This is a genomic window from Anabaena sp. TISTR 8404, from assembly GCF_056847745.1.
Genome location: NZ_CP180578.1, coordinates 4,567,792 through 4,586,525, shown reverse-complemented (window position 1 = coordinate 4,586,525; position 18,734 = coordinate 4,567,792). Strand labels below are relative to the sequence as shown.

General features: G+C 38.2%; 20 protein-coding genes and 1 tRNA gene. 14 read left to right on the top strand and 7 right to left on the bottom strand.

Annotated features, from left to right (window positions below; genetic code table 11):
- Positions 1–1,300: 1,300 nt before the first annotated feature.
- Positions 1,301–1,373: transfer RNA gene (locus tag ACMX3D_RS19930), tRNA-His, on the bottom strand.
- A gap of 131 nt (positions 1,374–1,504) precedes the next feature.
- On the opposite strand from ACMX3D_RS19930, the gene ACMX3D_RS19925 reads away from it, so the two are divergent.
- From ACMX3D_RS19925 to ACMX3D_RS19910, 4 genes are all read left to right on the top strand, one after another.
- The gene (locus tag ACMX3D_RS19925) at positions 1,505–1,885 is read left to right on the top strand and encodes a DUF4359 domain-containing protein (RefSeq protein WP_482747577.1); all 381 of its coding nucleotides are present in this window, start codon (positions 1,505–1,507) and stop codon (positions 1,883–1,885) included.
- Positions 1,886–1,928: 43 nt separating this feature from the next.
- Positions 1,929–2,651 (top strand): sirohydrochlorin chelatase, encoded by a 723-nt coding sequence (locus ACMX3D_RS19920; protein ID WP_482747576.1) that lies wholly within the window; start codon positions 1,929–1,931, stop codon positions 2,649–2,651.
- Positions 2,648–3,427, top strand: a complete 780-nt coding sequence (cobA, locus tag ACMX3D_RS19915; RefSeq protein ID WP_482747575.1) for a uroporphyrinogen-III C-methyltransferase — start codon at positions 2,648–2,650, stop codon at positions 3,425–3,427. The genes ACMX3D_RS19920 and cobA overlap by 4 nt, the downstream gene beginning before the upstream one ends.
- Before the next feature lie 151 nt (positions 3,428–3,578).
- Positions 3,579–4,472: a transposase gene (locus ACMX3D_RS19910; RefSeq protein ID WP_482747574.1), complete on the top strand. Its 894-nt coding sequence runs from the start codon at positions 3,579–3,581 to the stop codon at positions 4,470–4,472.
- An 80-nt stretch (positions 4,473–4,552) separates the two neighbouring features.
- Here ACMX3D_RS19910 and ACMX3D_RS19905 read toward each other — a convergent pair whose 3' ends face one another.
- The 4 genes from ACMX3D_RS19905 to ACMX3D_RS19890 form a co-directional block, all read right to left on the bottom strand.
- Complete coding sequence (locus tag ACMX3D_RS19905) at positions 4,553–4,924, bottom strand: DUF5615 family PIN-like protein (RefSeq protein ID WP_482747573.1); 372 nt, start codon at positions 4,922–4,924, stop codon at positions 4,553–4,555.
- Positions 4,925–5,002: 78 nt separating this feature from the next.
- A complete protein-coding gene (locus ACMX3D_RS19900) occupies positions 5,003–5,209 on the bottom strand; it encodes a DUF433 domain-containing protein (protein ID WP_482747572.1) in 207 nt (68 codons plus the stop codon).
- Positions 5,210–5,251: 42 nt separating this feature from the next.
- Positions 5,252–5,848, bottom strand: a complete 597-nt coding sequence (locus tag ACMX3D_RS19895; RefSeq protein WP_482747408.1) for a transposase — start codon at positions 5,846–5,848, stop codon at positions 5,252–5,254.
- A complete protein-coding gene (locus ACMX3D_RS19890; RefSeq protein WP_482747409.1) occupies positions 5,806–6,198 on the bottom strand; it encodes a helix-turn-helix domain-containing protein in 393 nt (130 codons plus the stop codon). The genes ACMX3D_RS19895 and ACMX3D_RS19890 overlap by 43 nt, the downstream gene beginning before the upstream one ends.
- A 237-nt stretch (positions 6,199–6,435) precedes the next feature.
- On the opposite strand from ACMX3D_RS19890, the gene ACMX3D_RS19885 reads away from it, so the two are divergent.
- Complete coding sequence (locus ACMX3D_RS19885) at positions 6,436–7,104, top strand: carbonic anhydrase (protein WP_482747571.1); 669 nt, start codon at positions 6,436–6,438, stop codon at positions 7,102–7,104.
- Between the two features lie 147 nt (positions 7,105–7,251).
- Here ACMX3D_RS19885 and ACMX3D_RS19880 read toward each other — a convergent pair whose 3' ends face one another.
- Both ACMX3D_RS19880 and ACMX3D_RS19875 read right to left on the bottom strand, forming a co-directional pair.
- A complete protein-coding gene (locus tag ACMX3D_RS19880; RefSeq protein WP_482747570.1) occupies positions 7,252–7,629 on the bottom strand; it encodes a response regulator in 378 nt (125 codons plus the stop codon).
- 54 nt (positions 7,630–7,683) lie between these two features.
- Positions 7,684–8,787: a response regulator gene (locus ACMX3D_RS19875; RefSeq protein WP_482747569.1), complete on the bottom strand. Its 1,104-nt coding sequence runs from the start codon at positions 8,785–8,787 to the stop codon at positions 7,684–7,686.
- A gap of 1,353 nt (positions 8,788–10,140) precedes the next feature.
- Between ACMX3D_RS19875 and ACMX3D_RS19870 the strand changes: the two genes are divergently transcribed.
- The 9 genes from ACMX3D_RS19870 to cpcA all read left to right on the top strand — a co-directional run bounded on the left by ACMX3D_RS19870 (position 10,141) and on the right by cpcA (position 18,684).
- Positions 10,141–10,839 carry a Uma2 family endonuclease gene (locus ACMX3D_RS19870; RefSeq protein WP_482747568.1) on the top strand — a complete coding sequence of 233 codons (699 nt, stop codon included), beginning with the start codon at positions 10,141–10,143 and terminating at the stop codon, positions 10,837–10,839.
- Positions 10,840–11,036: 197 nt separating this feature from the next.
- On the top strand, positions 11,037–11,975 hold the full coding sequence (locus ACMX3D_RS19865) for an RluA family pseudouridine synthase (RefSeq protein WP_482747567.1): 939 nt from the start codon (positions 11,037–11,039) through the stop codon (positions 11,973–11,975).
- Between the two features lie 780 nt (positions 11,976–12,755).
- On the top strand, positions 12,756–13,274 hold the full coding sequence (locus ACMX3D_RS19860; RefSeq protein ID WP_482747566.1) for a phycocyanin subunit beta: 519 nt from the start codon (positions 12,756–12,758) through the stop codon (positions 13,272–13,274).
- Between the two features lie 70 nt (positions 13,275–13,344).
- On the top strand, positions 13,345–13,836 hold the full coding sequence (locus ACMX3D_RS19855) for a phycocyanin alpha subunit (RefSeq protein WP_482752384.1): 492 nt from the start codon (positions 13,345–13,347) through the stop codon (positions 13,834–13,836).
- A gap of 266 nt (positions 13,837–14,102) precedes the next feature.
- Complete coding sequence (locus ACMX3D_RS19850) at positions 14,103–14,939, top strand: phycobilisome rod-core linker polypeptide (RefSeq protein WP_482747565.1); 837 nt, start codon at positions 14,103–14,105, stop codon at positions 14,937–14,939.
- Positions 14,940–15,113: 174 nt separating this feature from the next.
- Complete coding sequence (locus ACMX3D_RS19845; RefSeq protein ID WP_482747564.1) at positions 15,114–15,887, top strand: HEAT repeat domain-containing protein; 774 nt, start codon at positions 15,114–15,116, stop codon at positions 15,885–15,887.
- A 475-nt stretch (positions 15,888–16,362) separates the two neighbouring features.
- Complete coding sequence (locus ACMX3D_RS19840) at positions 16,363–16,980, top strand: HEAT repeat domain-containing protein (RefSeq protein ID WP_482747563.1); 618 nt, start codon at positions 16,363–16,365, stop codon at positions 16,978–16,980.
- A 611-nt stretch (positions 16,981–17,591) separates the two neighbouring features.
- Positions 17,592–18,113 carry a phycocyanin subunit beta gene (locus ACMX3D_RS19835; RefSeq protein ID WP_482747562.1) on the top strand — a complete coding sequence of 174 codons (522 nt, stop codon included), beginning with the start codon at positions 17,592–17,594 and terminating at the stop codon, positions 18,111–18,113.
- 79 nt (positions 18,114–18,192) lie between these two features.
- Positions 18,193–18,684, top strand: coding sequence for a phycocyanin subunit alpha (gene cpcA, locus ACMX3D_RS19830; protein WP_482747561.1), 492 nt, complete (start codon positions 18,193–18,195; stop codon positions 18,682–18,684).
- Positions 18,685–18,734: the final 50 nt, after the last annotated feature.

The window sequence follows — 18,734 nt, the reverse complement described above, 5'->3', positions numbered from 1 at the left end:
AACTTTAGGATGATTCATTATACATAACACTTACACAGCCTCGATTATAAATTATTTGCAGTTTTTATCTAAAAGCTATCCCTTGGTAGATTTCTATTATTGCTGCCTTAGTTTGTTTTTTACAACAACCATTTTATCAATGAAACCCAAATTTACTCTTTTTAGAGTAAATTATACTTATTTTTAGTCAGTATACTACTCAAATAACGATATATTTTGTAAAAAAATCTTATATTTAGTATTATTAATGCTAATGCCTAGTACTTTTGTTAAGTGATTAAATCTTTATAAAAAACTCAGTAATAAATTTTAATCTTTTTGCTTGTGACCTAACAATGATTCTGAACTTAAATCAAATAAAATCAACTTTTGGTATTAATTTAAATAATTCAAATTAGCCCTAGCTATAATTGCACCACAAGTAAATTAAAACAGAGTAGGTGCATATGCAAGACCATCCGCACAAACTAACAACTAACGACCACAGCATAGGCAATATCATGATTGTCTCATTAATCGTCTTCTGTGGAATGACTTTCATCTTTCTTTTAGGACTTTTCTAACAGTGATTTTGTTGATAAAAAACTTAATTGGGAAGCAAAAGAGAAATTTGCTTCCCTTTTTAAATTTGTATGAGACTGAGGGAGACTAATTTATGTCAAACCCTAAATGAACGTGAGTTCGAGCAGTTTTTTGACCAACCGCTCTCCGACGCGGAGAGGGGCTGAAATATTTTTAAATTACCAACGAAAAATTCATTTGAAAGCCTCTCTCCTTGCAGGGGAGAGATTTGGAGAGGGGTTTTCTCAATCCGTCGAACTCCTAAGAAAACGCTGTTTTCTTTCGCCCTTCCCACAACTTCGCCTTCGTTGGAGACTCACGTTCAATAAACTTAGAATCTAGTACTCAATTGCTATCCTAAAAATCCTGAAATTTAAATTGAAATACTCAGCTAAAACATATATTTATCGCACAATTAATTCATGGGAGCATTGATCGTCAGCAGTCAAGGGTCAACATTATTAAACATATAAGCTTTCTGTGGAAAATCTGATCAGTTAAATAAGCTGATCAAGCTCAAAACTATTGAAAGTTATAGCAATCGAAGCATAGATAATGACAACGACTAATGATCAAACATGGACACTGAGCGACTCTAAAGCCTGTTCCCTGTTCCCTGCTATAAAGTCTTGAACTTACTTAAAATTAAAGTTTCTACAATAGTTTTACCTTAATCTCAGCTATAATCGGCTGCTGTTCCGGTTCACACCATTGATATATAGTAATCTATATTATTCAGGGCGAACGATGGGACTCGAACCCACGAGTGGTGGAACCACAATCCACTGCCTTAACCACTTGGCTACGCTCGCCATTAACTTTATCGATTTCTAATTATAGCACCTACCTACTAAATTGATCAAGCATCCTTTAAAAGGAACGGACTTTGCTAATGTGTAGTCCTGGGACTCTAATAATTATCAGAGTATGACGGTAAGGAAATATGAAATTCTTGACTATTATGGCATTTGCGATCGCCGCAAGTATAGGTGTAGTTGGCGTAGCAATGGCTAAGACTAATCCAACTCCAGATGAATATGAAGAGTATGCAGTTAATCGACTGACAGAATATCTCAAACATGATGTGTGTAAAAAAACATCTAAGCTAATTGAAAATCTATTGAATTCTAGTTGTGACAAACTAGTTGACTCCACTAATCCCCAGATGCGGGAATTGCTGGCTAAAACGACGGAAAGACAAAATTTTCTACTGTTTAGCGTGTATCGTACAGATTTATCACTCGGCACTTGGCTACCTGGTTACAAATTTGAAACTGTGGGAGCTTTTCATAATTTTTATACCTACAGCGCCGAACAACAATAAATCAAAAGTCAAAAGTTAAAAGTCAAAAGGTTCACATTTACCAATGTCATCTGCATATCTGCTGGTATCTCATGGAAGCCGCGACCCACGTCCAGAAATTGCTTTGCAGCAATTGACAGAGTTAATAGCTAAAAAACAGCAAAGTTACTCATCAAGCAACAAATTAGTAGGCTTGGCTTACTTGGAAACACGTCCAGAACCTTTGCACGTTCAAATTAAAGAATTTGCTCATAGTGCTGTTGGTGCTGGATGCACCAGTCTAAAAATTATTCTGCTATTTCTACTACCGGGAGTCCATGTGATGCAAGAAATTCCCGAAGAAGTGGCACTAGCACAAAAAGCTATTGGTGAACATATCAGCCTGGAATTATTACCATATATAGGTAGTCACTCTGGTTTGACGACGTTGCTATCTCAGCAAATGGCTGATATCAAAACCGAAGCATGGATTTTAATCGCTCATGGTAGTCGTCGTGCAGGTTTTCAACAGCCAGTAGAAACCATAGCAGCAAATATTGGTGCAGTAGCTGCTTATTGGTCTGTGCCTCCGAGTTTAGAAACACAAGTAGAAGATTTGGTAGCGGCTGGCAAGGAAACAATTGCAATTTTGCCATATTTTTTATTCGCTGGCGGCATAACCGATGCGATCGCTCAACTAACAGAAACGCTAAAATTGAAATTCCCTGCTGTGACTTTCCAATTAGCTCAACCTTTGGGAGCAAGTGCAGAGTTAGCCGATTTAATTTGGGATTTGATGAACGAATGAACTGCACACAACAACAAGAGCAGAAGAATTTGGGAAAAGTTTATTTAGTTGGTGCAGGGCCGGGAGACCCCGGACTCTTGACTCTCAAAGGTAAAAGTTTATTGGAATGTGCCGATGTAGTTATTTATGATGCTTTGGTGAGTCCAGCAATTTTGGCAATGATTAATCCCCAAGCAGAACAAATCAATGCGGGGAAGCGGATGGGGAGACATTCGCTGTTGCAAGACGAAACAACGCAATTACTAATAGATAAAGCCCAAGATCATGCCATAGTCGTGCGACTCAAAGGCGGCGACCCGTTTATTTTTGGTCGTGGTGGCGAAGAAATGGCAGATTTAGTCAAAGCGGGCATTCCTGTAGAAGTTGTGCCAGGAATTACATCTGGTATCGCTGCTCCAGCTTATGCAGGGATACCTTTAACCCATCGATTGTATAGTTCATCAGTAACATTTGTAACTGGGCATGAGTCTGCTGGTAAGTATAGACCGAAAGTAAATTGGCAAGCGATCGCTCAAGGTTCCGAGACAATTGTCATTTACATGGGTGTTCACAATCTATTGCACATTATTGAAGAGTTAGCAACGGCAGGTTTGAGTTTAGAAACACCAATTGCTTTAGTACGTTGGGGTACACGACCCGATCAAGAAGAATTAATTGGTCAGTTAGGCACAATTGTAGAACAAGTTGAAAAAGCAGGATTCGATGCCCCGGCGATCGCAGTTATTGGTTCTGTAGTGAATCTGCACGATATCTTGTCTAAATGCCGTCCAGTTTGATAAAAGAGCCTAAATATATCGCACCTGACTTTGCATTTCCTCTGCTGTAACTTGATTCAAAATCACTAATAGACTTGTCCGGAATATTAACTTAGGAAAAGAAAAATGGTAAAACGTTAAATTGAGCGTCTACCATTTTTCAACATTAGTTATGGTTTTTGATTATATCCAAAAGTACCCACACCGGACAAAACAAATTTTAGGAATTAGTTATGAACAGTTACAGTCGCTATTGAATTGTGCGATAAAACGTCACCAAGAAATTAAAACAAAACTCCAAAGCCAAAAAATTAGAATTAATGTGGCTGGTGGTGGTCGTCCCGAAAAATTGTCAACAGAAGAACAAGTATGTTTATGCCTATTTTATCTCAGACAGATGCCAACATTTCAAGTATTAGGAATGTTATTTGCTGTATCTAAGACAGAAGCCAACGATACTTTTCATTATTGGATACCAATCTTACGAGATATTTTACCCGCTAGTTTATTAGAACAAGTCTCAAATAATGAAAGCGACTTACTCTTTGTTCAGGAAGTATTAACCAATTTTAGGCTATTAGTCGATAGCCTAGAACAGCCAATATATAGGGACTCTGACCAAAAAGAACAACAAAAATATTTTTCTGGCAAGAAGAGACAACATACATTGAAAAGTCTAATGTTTGGGATGCCAGAAGGGAAAGATATTGTGGAGGTAGAAGTGGGCGTTCCTGGGCCAACAGCAGATATAAAATTGTTTCGTCAATCTCAGAAAAAATTTGATAAGTCTCAACCTTTTTCAGGTGATAAAGGATTTCAAGGTGGCGAAAACATCACTACACCTCATAAAAGAAAACCAAAACGAGAATTAACTCAACAGCAAAAAGATGAAAACAAAGCTTTGTCCAATAATCGGATATTTATTGAGCATTTAATCCGTCTGCTCAAAATATTTCGGATTGCCTCACAACGATTTCGGTTAAATCTTGAGACTTACGAGCAGATTATCTTAACAGTTTGCGGATTAGTTAGGTTAAGAATTGGTAGCTTAGTTCTTCCAAGTTAGCTATTAGTAATAATCATCAATTTTAAGAATTTAGGAGTTAATTTTTATGCCTCTAAACTATCACTAGCTATCTCAAACCCTTATGGCTCCGTTTTTATGAAGATATCAAAGTTTTGCCTCAAAGCTTTGAACTGTTTGGCTTTGGAGTTTTCGGACAAGTCTAATAATCTTTGTGCAATTTCTTGAGGTAAACGCCGAACAGCAAAAATTATACCATAGTGCATTTGTCCTGAAGCAAAGTAAGCTTGTACAAGCTCTTCAAAGTCAGTTCGATTGTGTGTAATTAACGCTCTCCCTTGGCTGACGGCATAGGAAAGTTGTTCTGCATCCGTAGCATGAAGTTGTTCAGCATCTCTTGCGGTGATTGCATCAAAACCTCTTGCTTTTAACAAGTCTGCTACTAAAACATGAACATCTTCATCTAAGTGCAAACGAATAAAAAGACTGCTCACAAATCTCTAACTAATGGGTCAATTAATTCTTCAGGAATTCGGTTACTTTCTATATAATTATTAATTTCATCTTGATGATCACTGTTCACTGTAATAAGTCAACGCAGCGAACACTTGCGCTAAAGTCAGATGAGGCATACCTTTGGGAATTTCTTCAGGTGCAACACCCATACGCCAAGTTTCAACAATAGCTCTGACAGGTGTACGAGTTCCCTGAATAATTGGTTCGCTGTTTAAAATCTGATCATCTCTGACAATGTAAAGATATTTTGTTGCTTGAACCATTGTTGCTTTTAGAAACAGTTATTAATACAGCAGATTTGAGGTTCATGAGGTACAGTAGCAGCAATTAGTAAACCAATTTTTTAGATGCTTTGGATCAACTAGTTTCAGCGCAATTTTAATTAAACCATCAACGACAGATGCACTCTTGGGAGAAAATTGTTTCAGAAAAGCTTTTAATTGTGACCACCAATGTTCAATTGGATTGAATTCAGGAGAATAAGGAGATAGATAAAGAACACTTGCTCCCACTCCTTCAATCAAAAGCTGAATCTCTTCGACTTTATGAGCAGGTAGATTATCCATTACAACGACTGCACCAACCCATAATTGCGGAAGTAAAAAATGTTCTACAAAAACTTTATATGCATCTCCATCCATTGAGCCGTTTAAAGTCATCACCGCTAAAACTTTCTTTAAGCTAATTCCTCCGATTACACTTATTTTTGCTCCCCGGTAATATGGTTTAAAATTATACGCTCTAGTGCCGCGCTCGCTTCTTTGATGAGTCCTAGTTAAGCCAAGTAAAACACCCATTTCATCTATAAATACAAGGTTTTCTGGGTCTACTTGCTTTACTTTCTCCCAATACTCTATTCTCAGTTTTTGGACTCTTTCTGTTTTTCCTTGGCTGCTACGCAAAGTCTTTTTTTTCGAGTTAATTTTTGTTTTTGTAATGCACAACACATCACACTTGCACACACCCAAACGTTGTATTTTTCTCCAAAATATTCGCAATATTCCAATAAAGTTGCATCTGGGTAAATTTGAACCATTTCGGCTAATTCGCTCGCGAAATCATCTAGCCTACCCTTCATGGCTCCACCTTGCTTTTTGGGTTCTAGATGTCCTTGCACTCTATGAAGTTGGATTAGCTTTTGCACATAGCTTTTTGCTACACCAAATTGCACAGCAACCTTTCTTATTGAAGTACCACCCTTTTCGTAAGTATTTACTATTTTTTCTCGTAAATCGATTGAGTATGCTTTCATTTTAAGTCTTGATGCACCAATACTATGTGTACCTCATTTACCTCGAAAGTGCTGTATCAAACACAAGAGTTTTTATTACTGTGTATTTTCCTGCTTTATAACTTATACATAAATACGTTTTTAGTTATAAGCAAAGATGCTCATCTTTAGCAAAATTTTAGCTTTTTAGCAGTTCATATCGCCTCATGAACAATGGTAAAATAGCTAAAATATTTCTAAGAAGCTCAAGCAACTTTGATGAAATATAACAGCATTGATGATCTTCTGAAAAATAATCAGACTTGGGTTGCCGAAAAGTTAGCTCTAAAACCAAATTACTTTGAAGAATTATCTACAGGACAAACACCACAATTTCTCTACATTGGTTGTTCTGATAGTCGTCTGCCCTTAACAAACTTTACCCGCACTGAACCTGGAGATTTATTTGTACATCGGAATATTGCAAATCAAGTTTCTCTAACGGATATTAACTTTTTAGCCGTTTTAGAATACGCAATTCTACATCTTCAGGTGCAACATATTATCGTTTGTGGTCACTATGATTGCGGAGGTATTAAGGCGGCTTTAGAGTGGCGAACAATTGGAATTATTGATAACTGGGTAAATCCGATTCGAGAACTGTATTTGCAAAACAAATCTGAAATTGATACGCTACCAACGAGAGTGGAACGTCTAAATCGTTTAGCAGAAATCAATGTTGTGGCGCAAGTGAAAAATCTTTATCAAACTTCAGTGATGCGTCAAGCACTCTATGAACGAAAAGCGCCTATGGTTCATGGTTGGCTACTAGATATACGCACTGGATTGATTAAGGATTTGAATGTTTCAACTGTGCAATGGCAATTGTACCCATGTCCTTTACTTGTGGAGTTGAGGCTCTATGCTATCATTCAAAATGAGGATTAATCAGGATTAAATCATTCAAATTTTATTGAGATTTTGGCAAATAGAAGGTGAGTATATTCCTGCACCAAAGACACTTCAGATTGCTTAATTTCTCAATTTTCAAGTTTGATTGTTGCGATCGCACCACTATAAAAATCATCAATAAATCTATATCTCTACCGATTGAATCACACTCAGTAACTCTTCTGCGGTGTAAGGCTTTGTCAAATAAGCATCTGCACCCTGCTTTCTACCCCACAAAAGATGACTTGTCTGATTTTCAGCACTACAAATTAAAATCGGCACTTTTGCTTGACTGGGACGATTTTTGAGGAAGCGGCAAAATTCAAAACCATTCATCCCTGGCATAAAAACATTAGTAATAATTGCATCCGGCTTTTCTTCTAAAGCGATTTCTAAAGCCTCTTTTGCAGTCTTTGCTGTAATAATTTTATAACCTTTATCTTCCAGATAATAAGGCACTATTTCTAGTCCACTAAGAGAATCTTCCATTATCAGAATTGTACCCACCCAAGTAATACTCAATCCTGAATCTCCATAAAAAATAATTTAGTTGATTTAGTCGCACTTAACCTGAAATTACATAATATGTTGGAATATAATTTTCATTAAATCTCCTTGGGTAAAAGGTTTTGTTAAATAGCCAGAAGCTCTAACTAATTTAGCTCTAGCTCTATCAAGTAAACTGATTTTTTCAGTCACCATAATTATGGGTGTATTTTTAAAATATGCGTGTTTTCGTAACAAAGTGCATAACTCATACCCATCTAAATCTGGCATATCTACATTTAATAAAATAATGTCTGGTTTGGTGCGGAGAATTTCCATTAAAGCTTTTAAAGAATCTGTAACTCCAAGTACAGAAAATATTTGCTCATCTAAAGAATTTTTAATGACATTTAATAAAGCAGGGCTATTATCAATACAAAATATTGTGTAGACTTTCTTCTCTGTTGACGGAGAAGAAATTGCTTGATAATTATGAGGATTAGGATTAGTAGGCTGTGATGGATAGCGGTTAATTTTGGGTAATTGCGGTTCCGGCTTGGGTTGGGGTTGTGGCTGAGTTGGGTTTGAAAATGGCGTGCGCAACCCTTGATGATTAAAGTCAGAGGAACTATTTTCTGTATATGGCGAGGTATCTTGATAAACCCCTTCTCTTCCCCGCTTTTGACATCGTTCTACTAGTAAGCGGAGATTGAGATGACAGAATTTAGGCATATCATCCAAAAAGCTTTCGGGGATAAACTCATAACTCCCCTCTTCTAAACTCAAAAATGAGTCTAGAACTTCTAACGCTAATTGTTCTATAAGTATGGCTGCTTCCGTTGGACTAATATACTTTTGATTCACTAACCAGCAAATCGCTAAATAATCGGGATTTGGGATAGCTTGACTACCAGCCCCAGTTTCAAATATCGCTCTTAGTTGAGCGTCAATACCATAAGGTAGAGTAGAAATTTGCTCACTTAAGCGTTGCAAATTTCTGTAAAGTGGCTCAAACATCTTTTCTGAGTAGCAAGCATAAATTAACTTACCCTCATCTATATATATTGACCAAGCACCAGATGTGCTAAACACCTGTAAACAACCATTCACAGATTTACTGGTGATTTTTTTCAACAGAGATAATGGCTGAATTTTTTGGAAGAATCTATATCTACTAATAGGTAGGGTTGTCATTGGAATATCTTTAAATATAAATACAAATCGGCAAGCAAAACTTGTGAATTACCTAGTCGGTATTCACTGCAAAGTATTTTAGACATTCTGTTCAGCTAAAAAATATAGCTGTCACATTTAAGTTAGTACAGAGATTCTTCACCCCTTGCTCTAAAGTTGTCAATCTCTGCTAAAGTCTTGTTAACCTAACTCAATTTTGAAGGTTAACAAACTGGGCTATTGCCAGATAGAAAAATAGCCTAAGTAGTGACTAGTAAATAGTATTCAAAAGTCAAATCGGCTTTTGTCCGATGCAATAATCTGGTCAATTTAACAATAACTCAAATTTTGCATTTAGAAGTATTGGCTCCAACCCATCAGTATCAAAATCACTAATGTTCTACGGGTGATTTAATTGAGGATTATAGCTCTTTAACTACTCAATTCAAGATTTAAGTATATACTTACTGAAAAAATCATTTAAAAAACTTAAGTGTAAATAAAGACACAGTATTGGTATTTGCCTCAGTATAAAGGTTGAAATTACTTCTGGGCAAACCCTGAGCCAATTTATGACCCACTGGCAAATCAAGGCTGTTTTCTCTCCAGGAGAATTTAGCTAATAATTGACCTAGCAGAAATTTTTTATTATTGGTTAAAGCATCTGAGTGAGCAGAATATGATTGATGCATAGGCTTAAAAGGGGTTTTAGTCTTATAAGTGCTTGAAGAAGAATTCAGGGGTCAAAATCAAGAGCGTGGGGAATTCAGATCTACCACCTAGAAGCACCACTAAATCTTCTCCTATCGGAGACGCTATGTGTAGCTTGCTTAAGCGTAGGGGTACGATTTAGCGGGGGTTTTAAACCAGTGCAATTCATCCACCCTGTACACGCAATTCAATTCTGAATTCTGTTTTGATAACTATCTATCCTGCACGATATTAGATTTCCATAAATCAAAGCTTATGGAAAAATTCAACAGTAGTGCTACAAACACAGTATCTAAATTTAGCTAAATGGTAGATGCCAGTCTAGGCAGGATTAAAATTGACACAGCCCTAAATTAATCTATCAGAGAAAAATAGATTAACTTTATGATAATCAAACTATAAAAAGACAAATATAATTATTATTTAAAGATTTTGATTTGTGGAAATTAAACAGAGTATCCGGAGAATCTAAAGAAGTACAGTAATTAGTCATATTTTTGAAATCTATAGTAAAAGTTAAAACATTGGAAAAAAGAAAATTTATCTTTGTAAATATATATGCTCAATAAAACCCCAAATTTACTAGCTCGTAATAGTAAATTATGACTCTTGAATTCTAAGCTAAAATTAATTATGCCACTTGTGTAATCTGGACTTACGCTTATGGTGACTCAACTACCTTCTTCTACCAAAAAAGACATCATCTACCCGGAAACTGATGGACAGCCAATTGCAGAAAATACGAAACAGTTTGAGTTGATTGTACTGATTAAAAAAAATTTAGATCTATTATTTGCTAATGAGCCGAATGTATTCGTAGCTGGTGCTCTGTTTTGGTATCCTTTAGAGGATGATAACGTAACTCGCAGAGCGCCTGATATCATGGTGGCTTTTGGTAGACCAAAAGGCGATCGCGGTTCATATTTACAATGGCAAGAAGGTAACATTCCTCCACAAGTGGTATTTGAAATTCTTTCCCCCAGCAACATTGCCAAAGAAATGATTGCCAAATACAAGTTTTATGATCGCTATAGGGTGGAAGAATACTATATATATGACCCAGAGACAACAGAGTTAAGTGGTTGGTTGCGTTCAGAAAATGAACTAGCCGAAATCCCGCAAATGATCAATTGGGTAAGTCCTCGTCTGGGTATTCGCTTTGAATTATCAGATGGCGAACTTCAAATGTATCGTCCTGATGGACAAAAGTTTCTCACTTATCTAGAACTAGCGCAACAACGCGAGCAAGCACAAATAGTAGCTGAACAAGAACGTCAACGTGCTGAACAAGCAGAAACTCAACTAGAAGCACTCCGTACTTTACTGCGTGAAAAAGGAATTAACCCTGATGAACTTTCATGAAAGTTGCAAGTGTGAAGTCTGAAGTGTGAAGTGTAAATTTCGTCCTTTAGCCTTCAAGCTGAATAGTTCCTAGTAGATTTTGACGTAAATAAAACACACATTCTCAATCGCTCTCAAGCTTACTATCGAATTTCTTCATTTCATACTTTATACTTCATACTTCAGCCTTTTTTACTATTACCTACTTTCTATCCTCAATGCAGACCGAATTTAATTTACAAGTTTCCGAAAATAGTGAACGTTTAGACCGTTATCTTGCAGAAGAATTACCAGATATATCTCGTTCTCGCATTCAGCAGTTAATTGAACAAGGTAATGTCCAAGTTAACAGTAAAGTCTGCACATCTAAAAAGGTGAATGTGAAAGCAGGCGATCGCATTACTCTACAAATACCAGAAGCACAGCCTTTAGAGCTACAGGCAGAACATATTCCCCTAGATATTCTTTACGAAGACGACCAGTTACTCATCCTCAACAAACCCGCTGGGTTAGTTGTCCATCCCGCACCCGGACATCCTGATGGCACACTAGTAAATGCTTTATTGGCGCACTGTCCAAATCTTCCGGGTATTGGTGGAGTCCAGCGTCCGGGAATTGTACATCGATTAGATAAAGATACAACAGGTGCGATCGCGATCGCTAAAACTGACGTTGCTTATCAACACCTACAAGCACAACTCCAAGCAAAAACTGCACGCCGAGAATATCTCGGTGTAGTTTACGGTGCGCCAAAAACTGAAAGTGGTACGATAGATTTCCCTATTGGTCGCCATCCCCAAGACCGCAAGAAAATGGCCGTTGTCCCTGTAGAACAAGGTGGACGCGTAGCCATTACTCATTGGCGCGTTTTAGAACGCTTAGGTAACTACACATTAATCCACTTTCAATTAGAAACAGGACGCACTCATCAAATTCGTGTTCACAGTGCCAAAATCGGACATCCAATTGTTGGTGACCCTGTTTATAGTTCTGGTCGTTCTGTGGGTGTAAATCTTCCAGGCCAAGCATTACACGCTTGGCGACTCAAGTTGCAACATCCCATTTCGGAAGATTGGATTGAGGTGACAGCACCAACACCACAAACGTTTACAACTTTGTTAGAAGTTCTCCGCCGAAGAGTAGCTATCTCTTCTTGAAAAAGAATGTAAATAATTTTTCAGATCTACGTGACTTTGCTTTACAAAAGCTTACACATACAATTTTGTCAAAAATGGTGATGAATAGTAACAATGCTCTATGAAACGCTTATAAACAAAAAGTTATAAGGAAATTAAGAGTATATCTTGTATTTAAAATCAAAATAATTTTTATTTAGCTAATAAAAATTGAAGATTGTCGCATAAGTGACAGAATTTCTCTAACAAATTTATAACAACCTACTAACACTACATCAAAACTACAAATCAAAAGTTAAAGCTGAAAAAGCTTGAATTTTCAAGTTTTAGTTCTTGTTGGACAGTAGCTTGATTCTTGCTGCGCTGTCTACCTCCATAAATCATACTGTCAGAAAGCCCTGATATATAAGTTCTATTTGTTACTAGACCGAAAAAAACTGAGAGACTGTATGAAGTAAGATTGCAAAAAATGTTTAATTGTAAAGCAAATAGTGCCTCAGTATGAGTAAAAGCTTTGTAGAGAAACACTTTAGCTAAAAAGCTGTATGGAGTAACACTATTTTACAAAACTTAAGAATAAACGAACTCAACCAATATATAAAATACGAACAAGGTTTTAAAAGCAATAAAAAAACAAGCAAAATTAGCTGTTTTTTGAAATAGTTGATTGCAGCAAAATGCTGCTATTTCAAATACTAATTTGAAATAGCTATTATGTTATGCGATAAATTTTCTGCAATAGATTAATTGCTATAAACCTCATAAACATCTGCAATGAATGACCTTTAGGAGGAATAGAAAATGCGCGACGCTTTTTCCAAAGTAGTTGACCAAGCAGATAAAAAAGGTTCATATCTAAGTAGTGACGAAATCAACGCTTTATCAGCAGTAGTTGCTGATAGCAATAAGCGGTTAGATATAGTTAACAGACTAACTAGTAATGCTTCCTCCATTGTGGCTAATGCCTATAGAGCTTTAGTTGCTGAACGTCCGCAAATTTTCAATGCAGGTGGTGCTTGTTTCCACAACCGTAATCAAGCTGCTTGTATTCGTGACTTAGGATTTATTCTGCGTTATGTCACCTATTCTGTATTAGCAGGTGATGCCAGCGTTATGGATGATCGCTGCTTAAATGGCCTACGTGAAACTTACCAAGCACTGGGTACTCCTGGCGATGCTGTAGCTTCCGGTATTCAAAAAATGAAAGATGCTGCTGTAGCAATTGCTAATGACCCTAATGGAATTACCAAAGGTGATTGTAGCCAACTAATTGCTGAATTATCCAGCTATTTTGACCGCGCAGCTAGTGCTGTTGTTTAAGAAATTGCTTGCAAACTTTTCTCAAAACTGACTGTTAATAATTAGTCGAAAAATCGAGGAGATTAGGAGAATTATGAAAACACCTTTAACAGAAGCGATCGCAGCTGCTGATTTGCGTGGTTCTTATCTTAGCAATACCGAAATGCAAGCAGTATTTGGTCGGTTCAACCGCGCTCGTGCAGGTTTAGAAGCTGCCAAAGCATTTACAAATAATGGACAAAAATGGGCAGAAGCAGCTGCAAATCATGTTTATCAAAAATTCCCCTACACCACTCAAATGAGTGGCCCTCAATATGCCTCTACTCCCGAAGGTAAATCCAAGTGTGTACGGGATATTGACCACTACCTCCGCACCATCAGCTATTGCTGTGTTGTTGGTGGTACTGGCCCCTTAGATGAATATGTAGTTGCAGGTTTGAGCGAACTCAATAGTGCCTTGGGTTTATCTCCTAGTTGGTATGTAGCTGCACTCGAATTTGTACGTGACAATCATGGTTTAACTGGTGATGTTGCTGGAGAAGCCAACACCTACCTTAACTATGCAATTAACGCTTTAAGCTAATACAAACTTGTGGGTCTTTGGAAATAGAGAATTGCTCAATTAGTAGGAAAAGTTTCTACTTGAATTGTTGCTATTTTCTACTGCCGAAGACCCAAATTTATTATGTGAAGAATTCAGAAGCAAAAAGTCAGAATTCAGAATCAGCTTAATTCATATCTAAATTTAAGATTTAGATGATCTGCAACTAATAAATTCTGATTTCCGAATTGTGACTTCTGTATTCTTCTTCAGTAACAAGAAAAATCGAAAAAGGAGCGATTGTCAAAATGAGTAGTTCAGTCGCAGAACGGCTAGGCATTAGAGATGAAATCGGCATTAAAGTTGAGCTAAGGCAAAATTGGACTGAAGACGAATTACAAAAAGTATTTCGGGCTGCCTATCAACAAATTTTTGGTCGTCAAGGAATCTATGCCAGCCAAAAATTTACTAGTGCAGAAGCTTTATTGCGTAATGGCAAAATTAGCGTGCGGCAATTTGTTGAGACTTTGGCAAAATCTGAATTTTACAAAGAATGCTTTTTTTATAACAATTCCCAAGTGCGGTTTATCGAATTAAACTATAAGCACTTATTGGGACGTGCGCCTTACGATCAATCAGAGATTGCTTACCATGTAGATTTATATGCTGCTCGTGGCTACGATGCAGATATTGAATCTTACATTTATAGCCCAGAATATGACAATGCTTTTGGAAATTCTGTTGTTCCTTACCATCGGGGATTTCAATCAATTCCTGGAATGAAAACAGTAGGATTTAACCGCATATTCGAGCTTTATCGTGGTAACGGTAACAGTGATAATGCTCAAATGGGGCGGAAAAATTCTCGCTTGCGGACTAAAGTTTCATTGAATTTGCCTAATGGAATTTTGCCACCTACTTCCGCAGGTACAGGCTTTGTCTCAGCAGCACCAACTTTAATTAGTTCGGCTATCCGGGGAGATAATCGGATGTTCGTTGTGGAAGCGATCGCCGGTACAATCGGTTCTCAAGCATCAGTTCGCCGCAGCCGACAAGTTTACACTGTGCCTTATGAACGCCTCTCAGCTACATACCAAGAAATTCACAAGCGCGGTGGCAAAATAGTCAAAATTTCACAAGTGTGAAAAGTGCTGAATGCTGAGTAAATTTTAGTTTACTTAGTATTTAAAACTAAGTAAGTAGTCTGAGAGAAAGATAAAAATTCTCTTTTAGACAGGGTGTAGGGGTGTAGGGGTATATGAGTGTAAAAAATTCCCCTACACCCTTACACCCTTAAACTCTTACACCCTGATTTAGCAATGACTACCACTAACTTTGCCGAACCAATTCTTTCGCCAGAAACAGCGATCGCTGCATTATCTAGTGACGATAACCAAATTAGTTATTATGCTGCTTGGTGGTTAGGCAAACATCAAGTGCAAGCAGCTTGTACGGCGTTATGTGATGCTTTGTTTGATGAACGTTATCGTATTCCATCGGGTGGTTATCCGTTGCGCCGTCAAGCGGCAAGGGCTTTAGGACAATTGAAAAATTCCCAAGCTGTAACAGCTTTAATAACAGCGTTAGAGTGCGACGAAGATTTGCGTTTCAAGGAAGCAGCGATCGCTGCTTTAGCTGCTATTGGTGATAAAACAGCCGTGACTCCTTTGCTCAATCTTTTGCAAAAGAATCAAGAACAACCCTACGAAGCTTTGATTGAAGCATTAGCGACGTTTCAAGTTTGGTCAGCCCGTCCACAAATTGAACCATTTCTGAAACATCCTTCGGAACGAGTGCAATGTGCTGCGGCTCGATATATGTATCTTTTAACTCAGGAACCCCAATACATTGAACGTATTGTCAAAAACCTCAACCACGACAATATGTATTTACGTTGGGCAGCACTTTTTGACTTGGGTGCAGTTGGTCATCAACAAGCTATACAGGCTATCTTGATGGCGCAAGTTCCTAATAGTTTGAAGTTGTTAAACTTAAAGCGCATTTTAGAAACCCTTTTGGAAAGTAACAATTATGAGAAAGAAACAGCTTTGTTAATCTTTCAAGCGATAGATGATTTACTAATTCAACTTTAAATTTTTATTTTCAATCTTTCAGATTGATGATAGAAAGTGAAACATAACGCGATGTGCGACTTATTTTTGAAACCCCTCTCCAAACCTCTCACGCCAGTTGCTACAACGGAGGAAACCTCCGCAACGCGCTGGCTCCCCGAAGCGGAGAGAGGCTTTGAATCTTACTCCCCTTCCCTCCTAGGGAAGGGGTTGGGGGTTAGGTTTGAGAGAAAGTTGCACACGGCGTAAGCATAACAAGTAAAAATGGAATTCCATATACAAAAACATCCTAAACTTTCTTGTGGGGTGGGTGTCCTCACCAGCTCTTGGGATACGGCGGGCAGGATGCCCACCCCACAAAATGATTAATTTATTTTTTGGAAATCCTAAAGGCAAAAAATTATTTTTTGCTCTTTTTACTTTTAGCTTTTCCCTTTTAACTTCTCGCAACCAGTCTCTTTGATCATGCGATTTTTCATGAATGGGCAAAACATATATGAATACATCTACCTCTAGTAATATTGAGCAATTAATTTCACAAATAAATTTTGCCTCGACACCAGAAAAAGCAATCGCAGCAATTACAGCCATAAGTTCTAGTGGCACAGAAGAACTAGCTGTGATTAATGCCGTAATCGCAGTTTTCAGCCATCATCATCCAAGGGTTAGGGCTGCGGCTGTAGAGGCTTTAGTCAAGTTGGGAAATCCAACAGTGAAGCCGTTAATTGCAGCCTATGCGGCTTCTGGTGATCAGGGGTTCCAGGCTCATATTATTCAGGTTTTAGCCCAAATAGGTTCTTCAGAAGCGTTGGATTTATTAGCGGAAGTTGTGGGTACAACAGTAGCTAATCATTGTCAGGGTAACGTCCGCCGGATCGCTGCACGAGGATTAGGAAAAATTGCCATCAATTCTCATGATGCAGAAGTGATTCACCGCGTTCAAGAAAAGCTAATTTGGGCTTTGCTGTCTCCTGAAGATTGGGGACTGCGTTATGCCGCTGCGGTGTCTTTACAAGAAATAGCCACACCAGAAGCTCAGGCTGCTTTACAAAATGCGATCGCTCAAGAAGCTGATAACGTGGTGCGATCGCGCATGGCTTTGGCCTTAACTTAGAAATTCAGGGATAGAGAAATGAGTGTTAATACTCCCTCTAGCCTCTTTTTTTGCCTTTTCCGGCCTAAACCAAGCACTCACAAAAATGTTGCGAAATATTTATTTTATGTTTCTTTACAATAACGTTCCGGATGCAAAATCTGGTTTAAAACGTCAATATCTTGTTTGGCAAGGGTTTGACGAAAATTAAGAAAATATTAAATCGGCTATATTTGCTGAAAAATTTTTCACTTATGAAGTTATGTAACGAAAAATCTGTTCTTTTCTCAGTTACAGCCCTTGTATGTAAAGGATTTGAGGTTGTTCTTATGACTGCAACTTATTTATTCATAATTTGTAACAAATAAAGGATCTATAGCGTTGTATAAACATAAGCTGTAGGGGTAAATAACAGACAGAACATAAACAAGACAATCAATTCGTAAAGTTTGCTAGTCTCTCATAAAACGAACCCTGATTCTCATAATTTTCTTCATGAAGTAACAGGCAAATCTGAGAGCGGCAAAAATACAAATCGGTACTTGGTCTGTTATAAGCCATCCCGAATTGATAAAACATTACCAGTTTTAATCGAGACATCTCTCAACTAAGGAATTAGGAGATTAGAGTCCATGACATTAGATGTATTCACCAAGGTAACTTCTCAAGCCGACGCTAGAGGCGAATTCTTGAGCAACGAGCAATTGGATGCTCTAACCAACGTTGTTAAAGAAGGCAGCAAGCGCTTGGATGTTGTTAACCGCATCACCAGCAATGCTTCTGCTATCGTAACCAACGCTGCACGTTCTTTGTTTGAAGAGCAACCCCAATTGATCGCTCCTGGTGGTAACGCTTACACCAACCGTCGCATGGCTGCTTGCTTGCGCGACATGGAAATCATTTTGCGCTATGTAACCTACGCTATTTTGGCTGGTGATGCAAGTGTCCTGGATGATCGCTGCTTGAACGGCTTGCGTGAAACCTACCAAGCTCTAGGTACACCTGGTTCTTCCGTAGCTGTTGGCGTTCAAAAAATGAAAGATGCAGCTATTGCGATCGCTAACGATCCCAACGGTATCACCAAAGGTGATTGCAGTGCATTGATCTCCGAAGTAGCAAGCTACTTTGATCGCGCTGCTGCTGCTGTTGCTTAATAGCAGTCAAAAAGTCTAAATACGAAAGTATTAGACAACCAGGTAAAAAGACTAAAAAATACCAAGGAGATTTGAAAAGATGGTTAAAACACCAATTACCGAAGCTATCGCAGCTGCTGATACCCAAGGACGTTTCCTGAGCAACACCGAATTACAAGCTGTTAACGGTCGTTATGTACGTGCTGCTGCAAGCATGGAAGCGGCTCGTGGTTTGACCTCCAACGCTCAACGCTTGATTGATGGTGCAACCCAAGCTGTTTACCAAAAATTCCCCTACACCACCCAAACCCCTGGCCCTCAGTTCGCTGCTGACAGCCGTGGTAAATCTAAGTGCGCTCGTGACGTTGGTCACTACCTCCGCATCATCACCTACAGCTTGGTTGCTGGTGGTACTGGACCCTTAGATGAATACCTAATTGCTGGTTTGGCTGAAATCAACAGCTCCTTTGATTTGTCTCCTAGCTGGTACGTAGAAGCTCTGAAGCACATCAAAGCTAATCATGGTTTATCTGGTCAAGCTGCTAACGAAGCTAACACCTACATCGACTACGCTATCAACGCTCTTAGCTAGATAGTTTTTTGCCCGGAGAGGGATGCAAGTGCTGGATGGAATCACCTAGC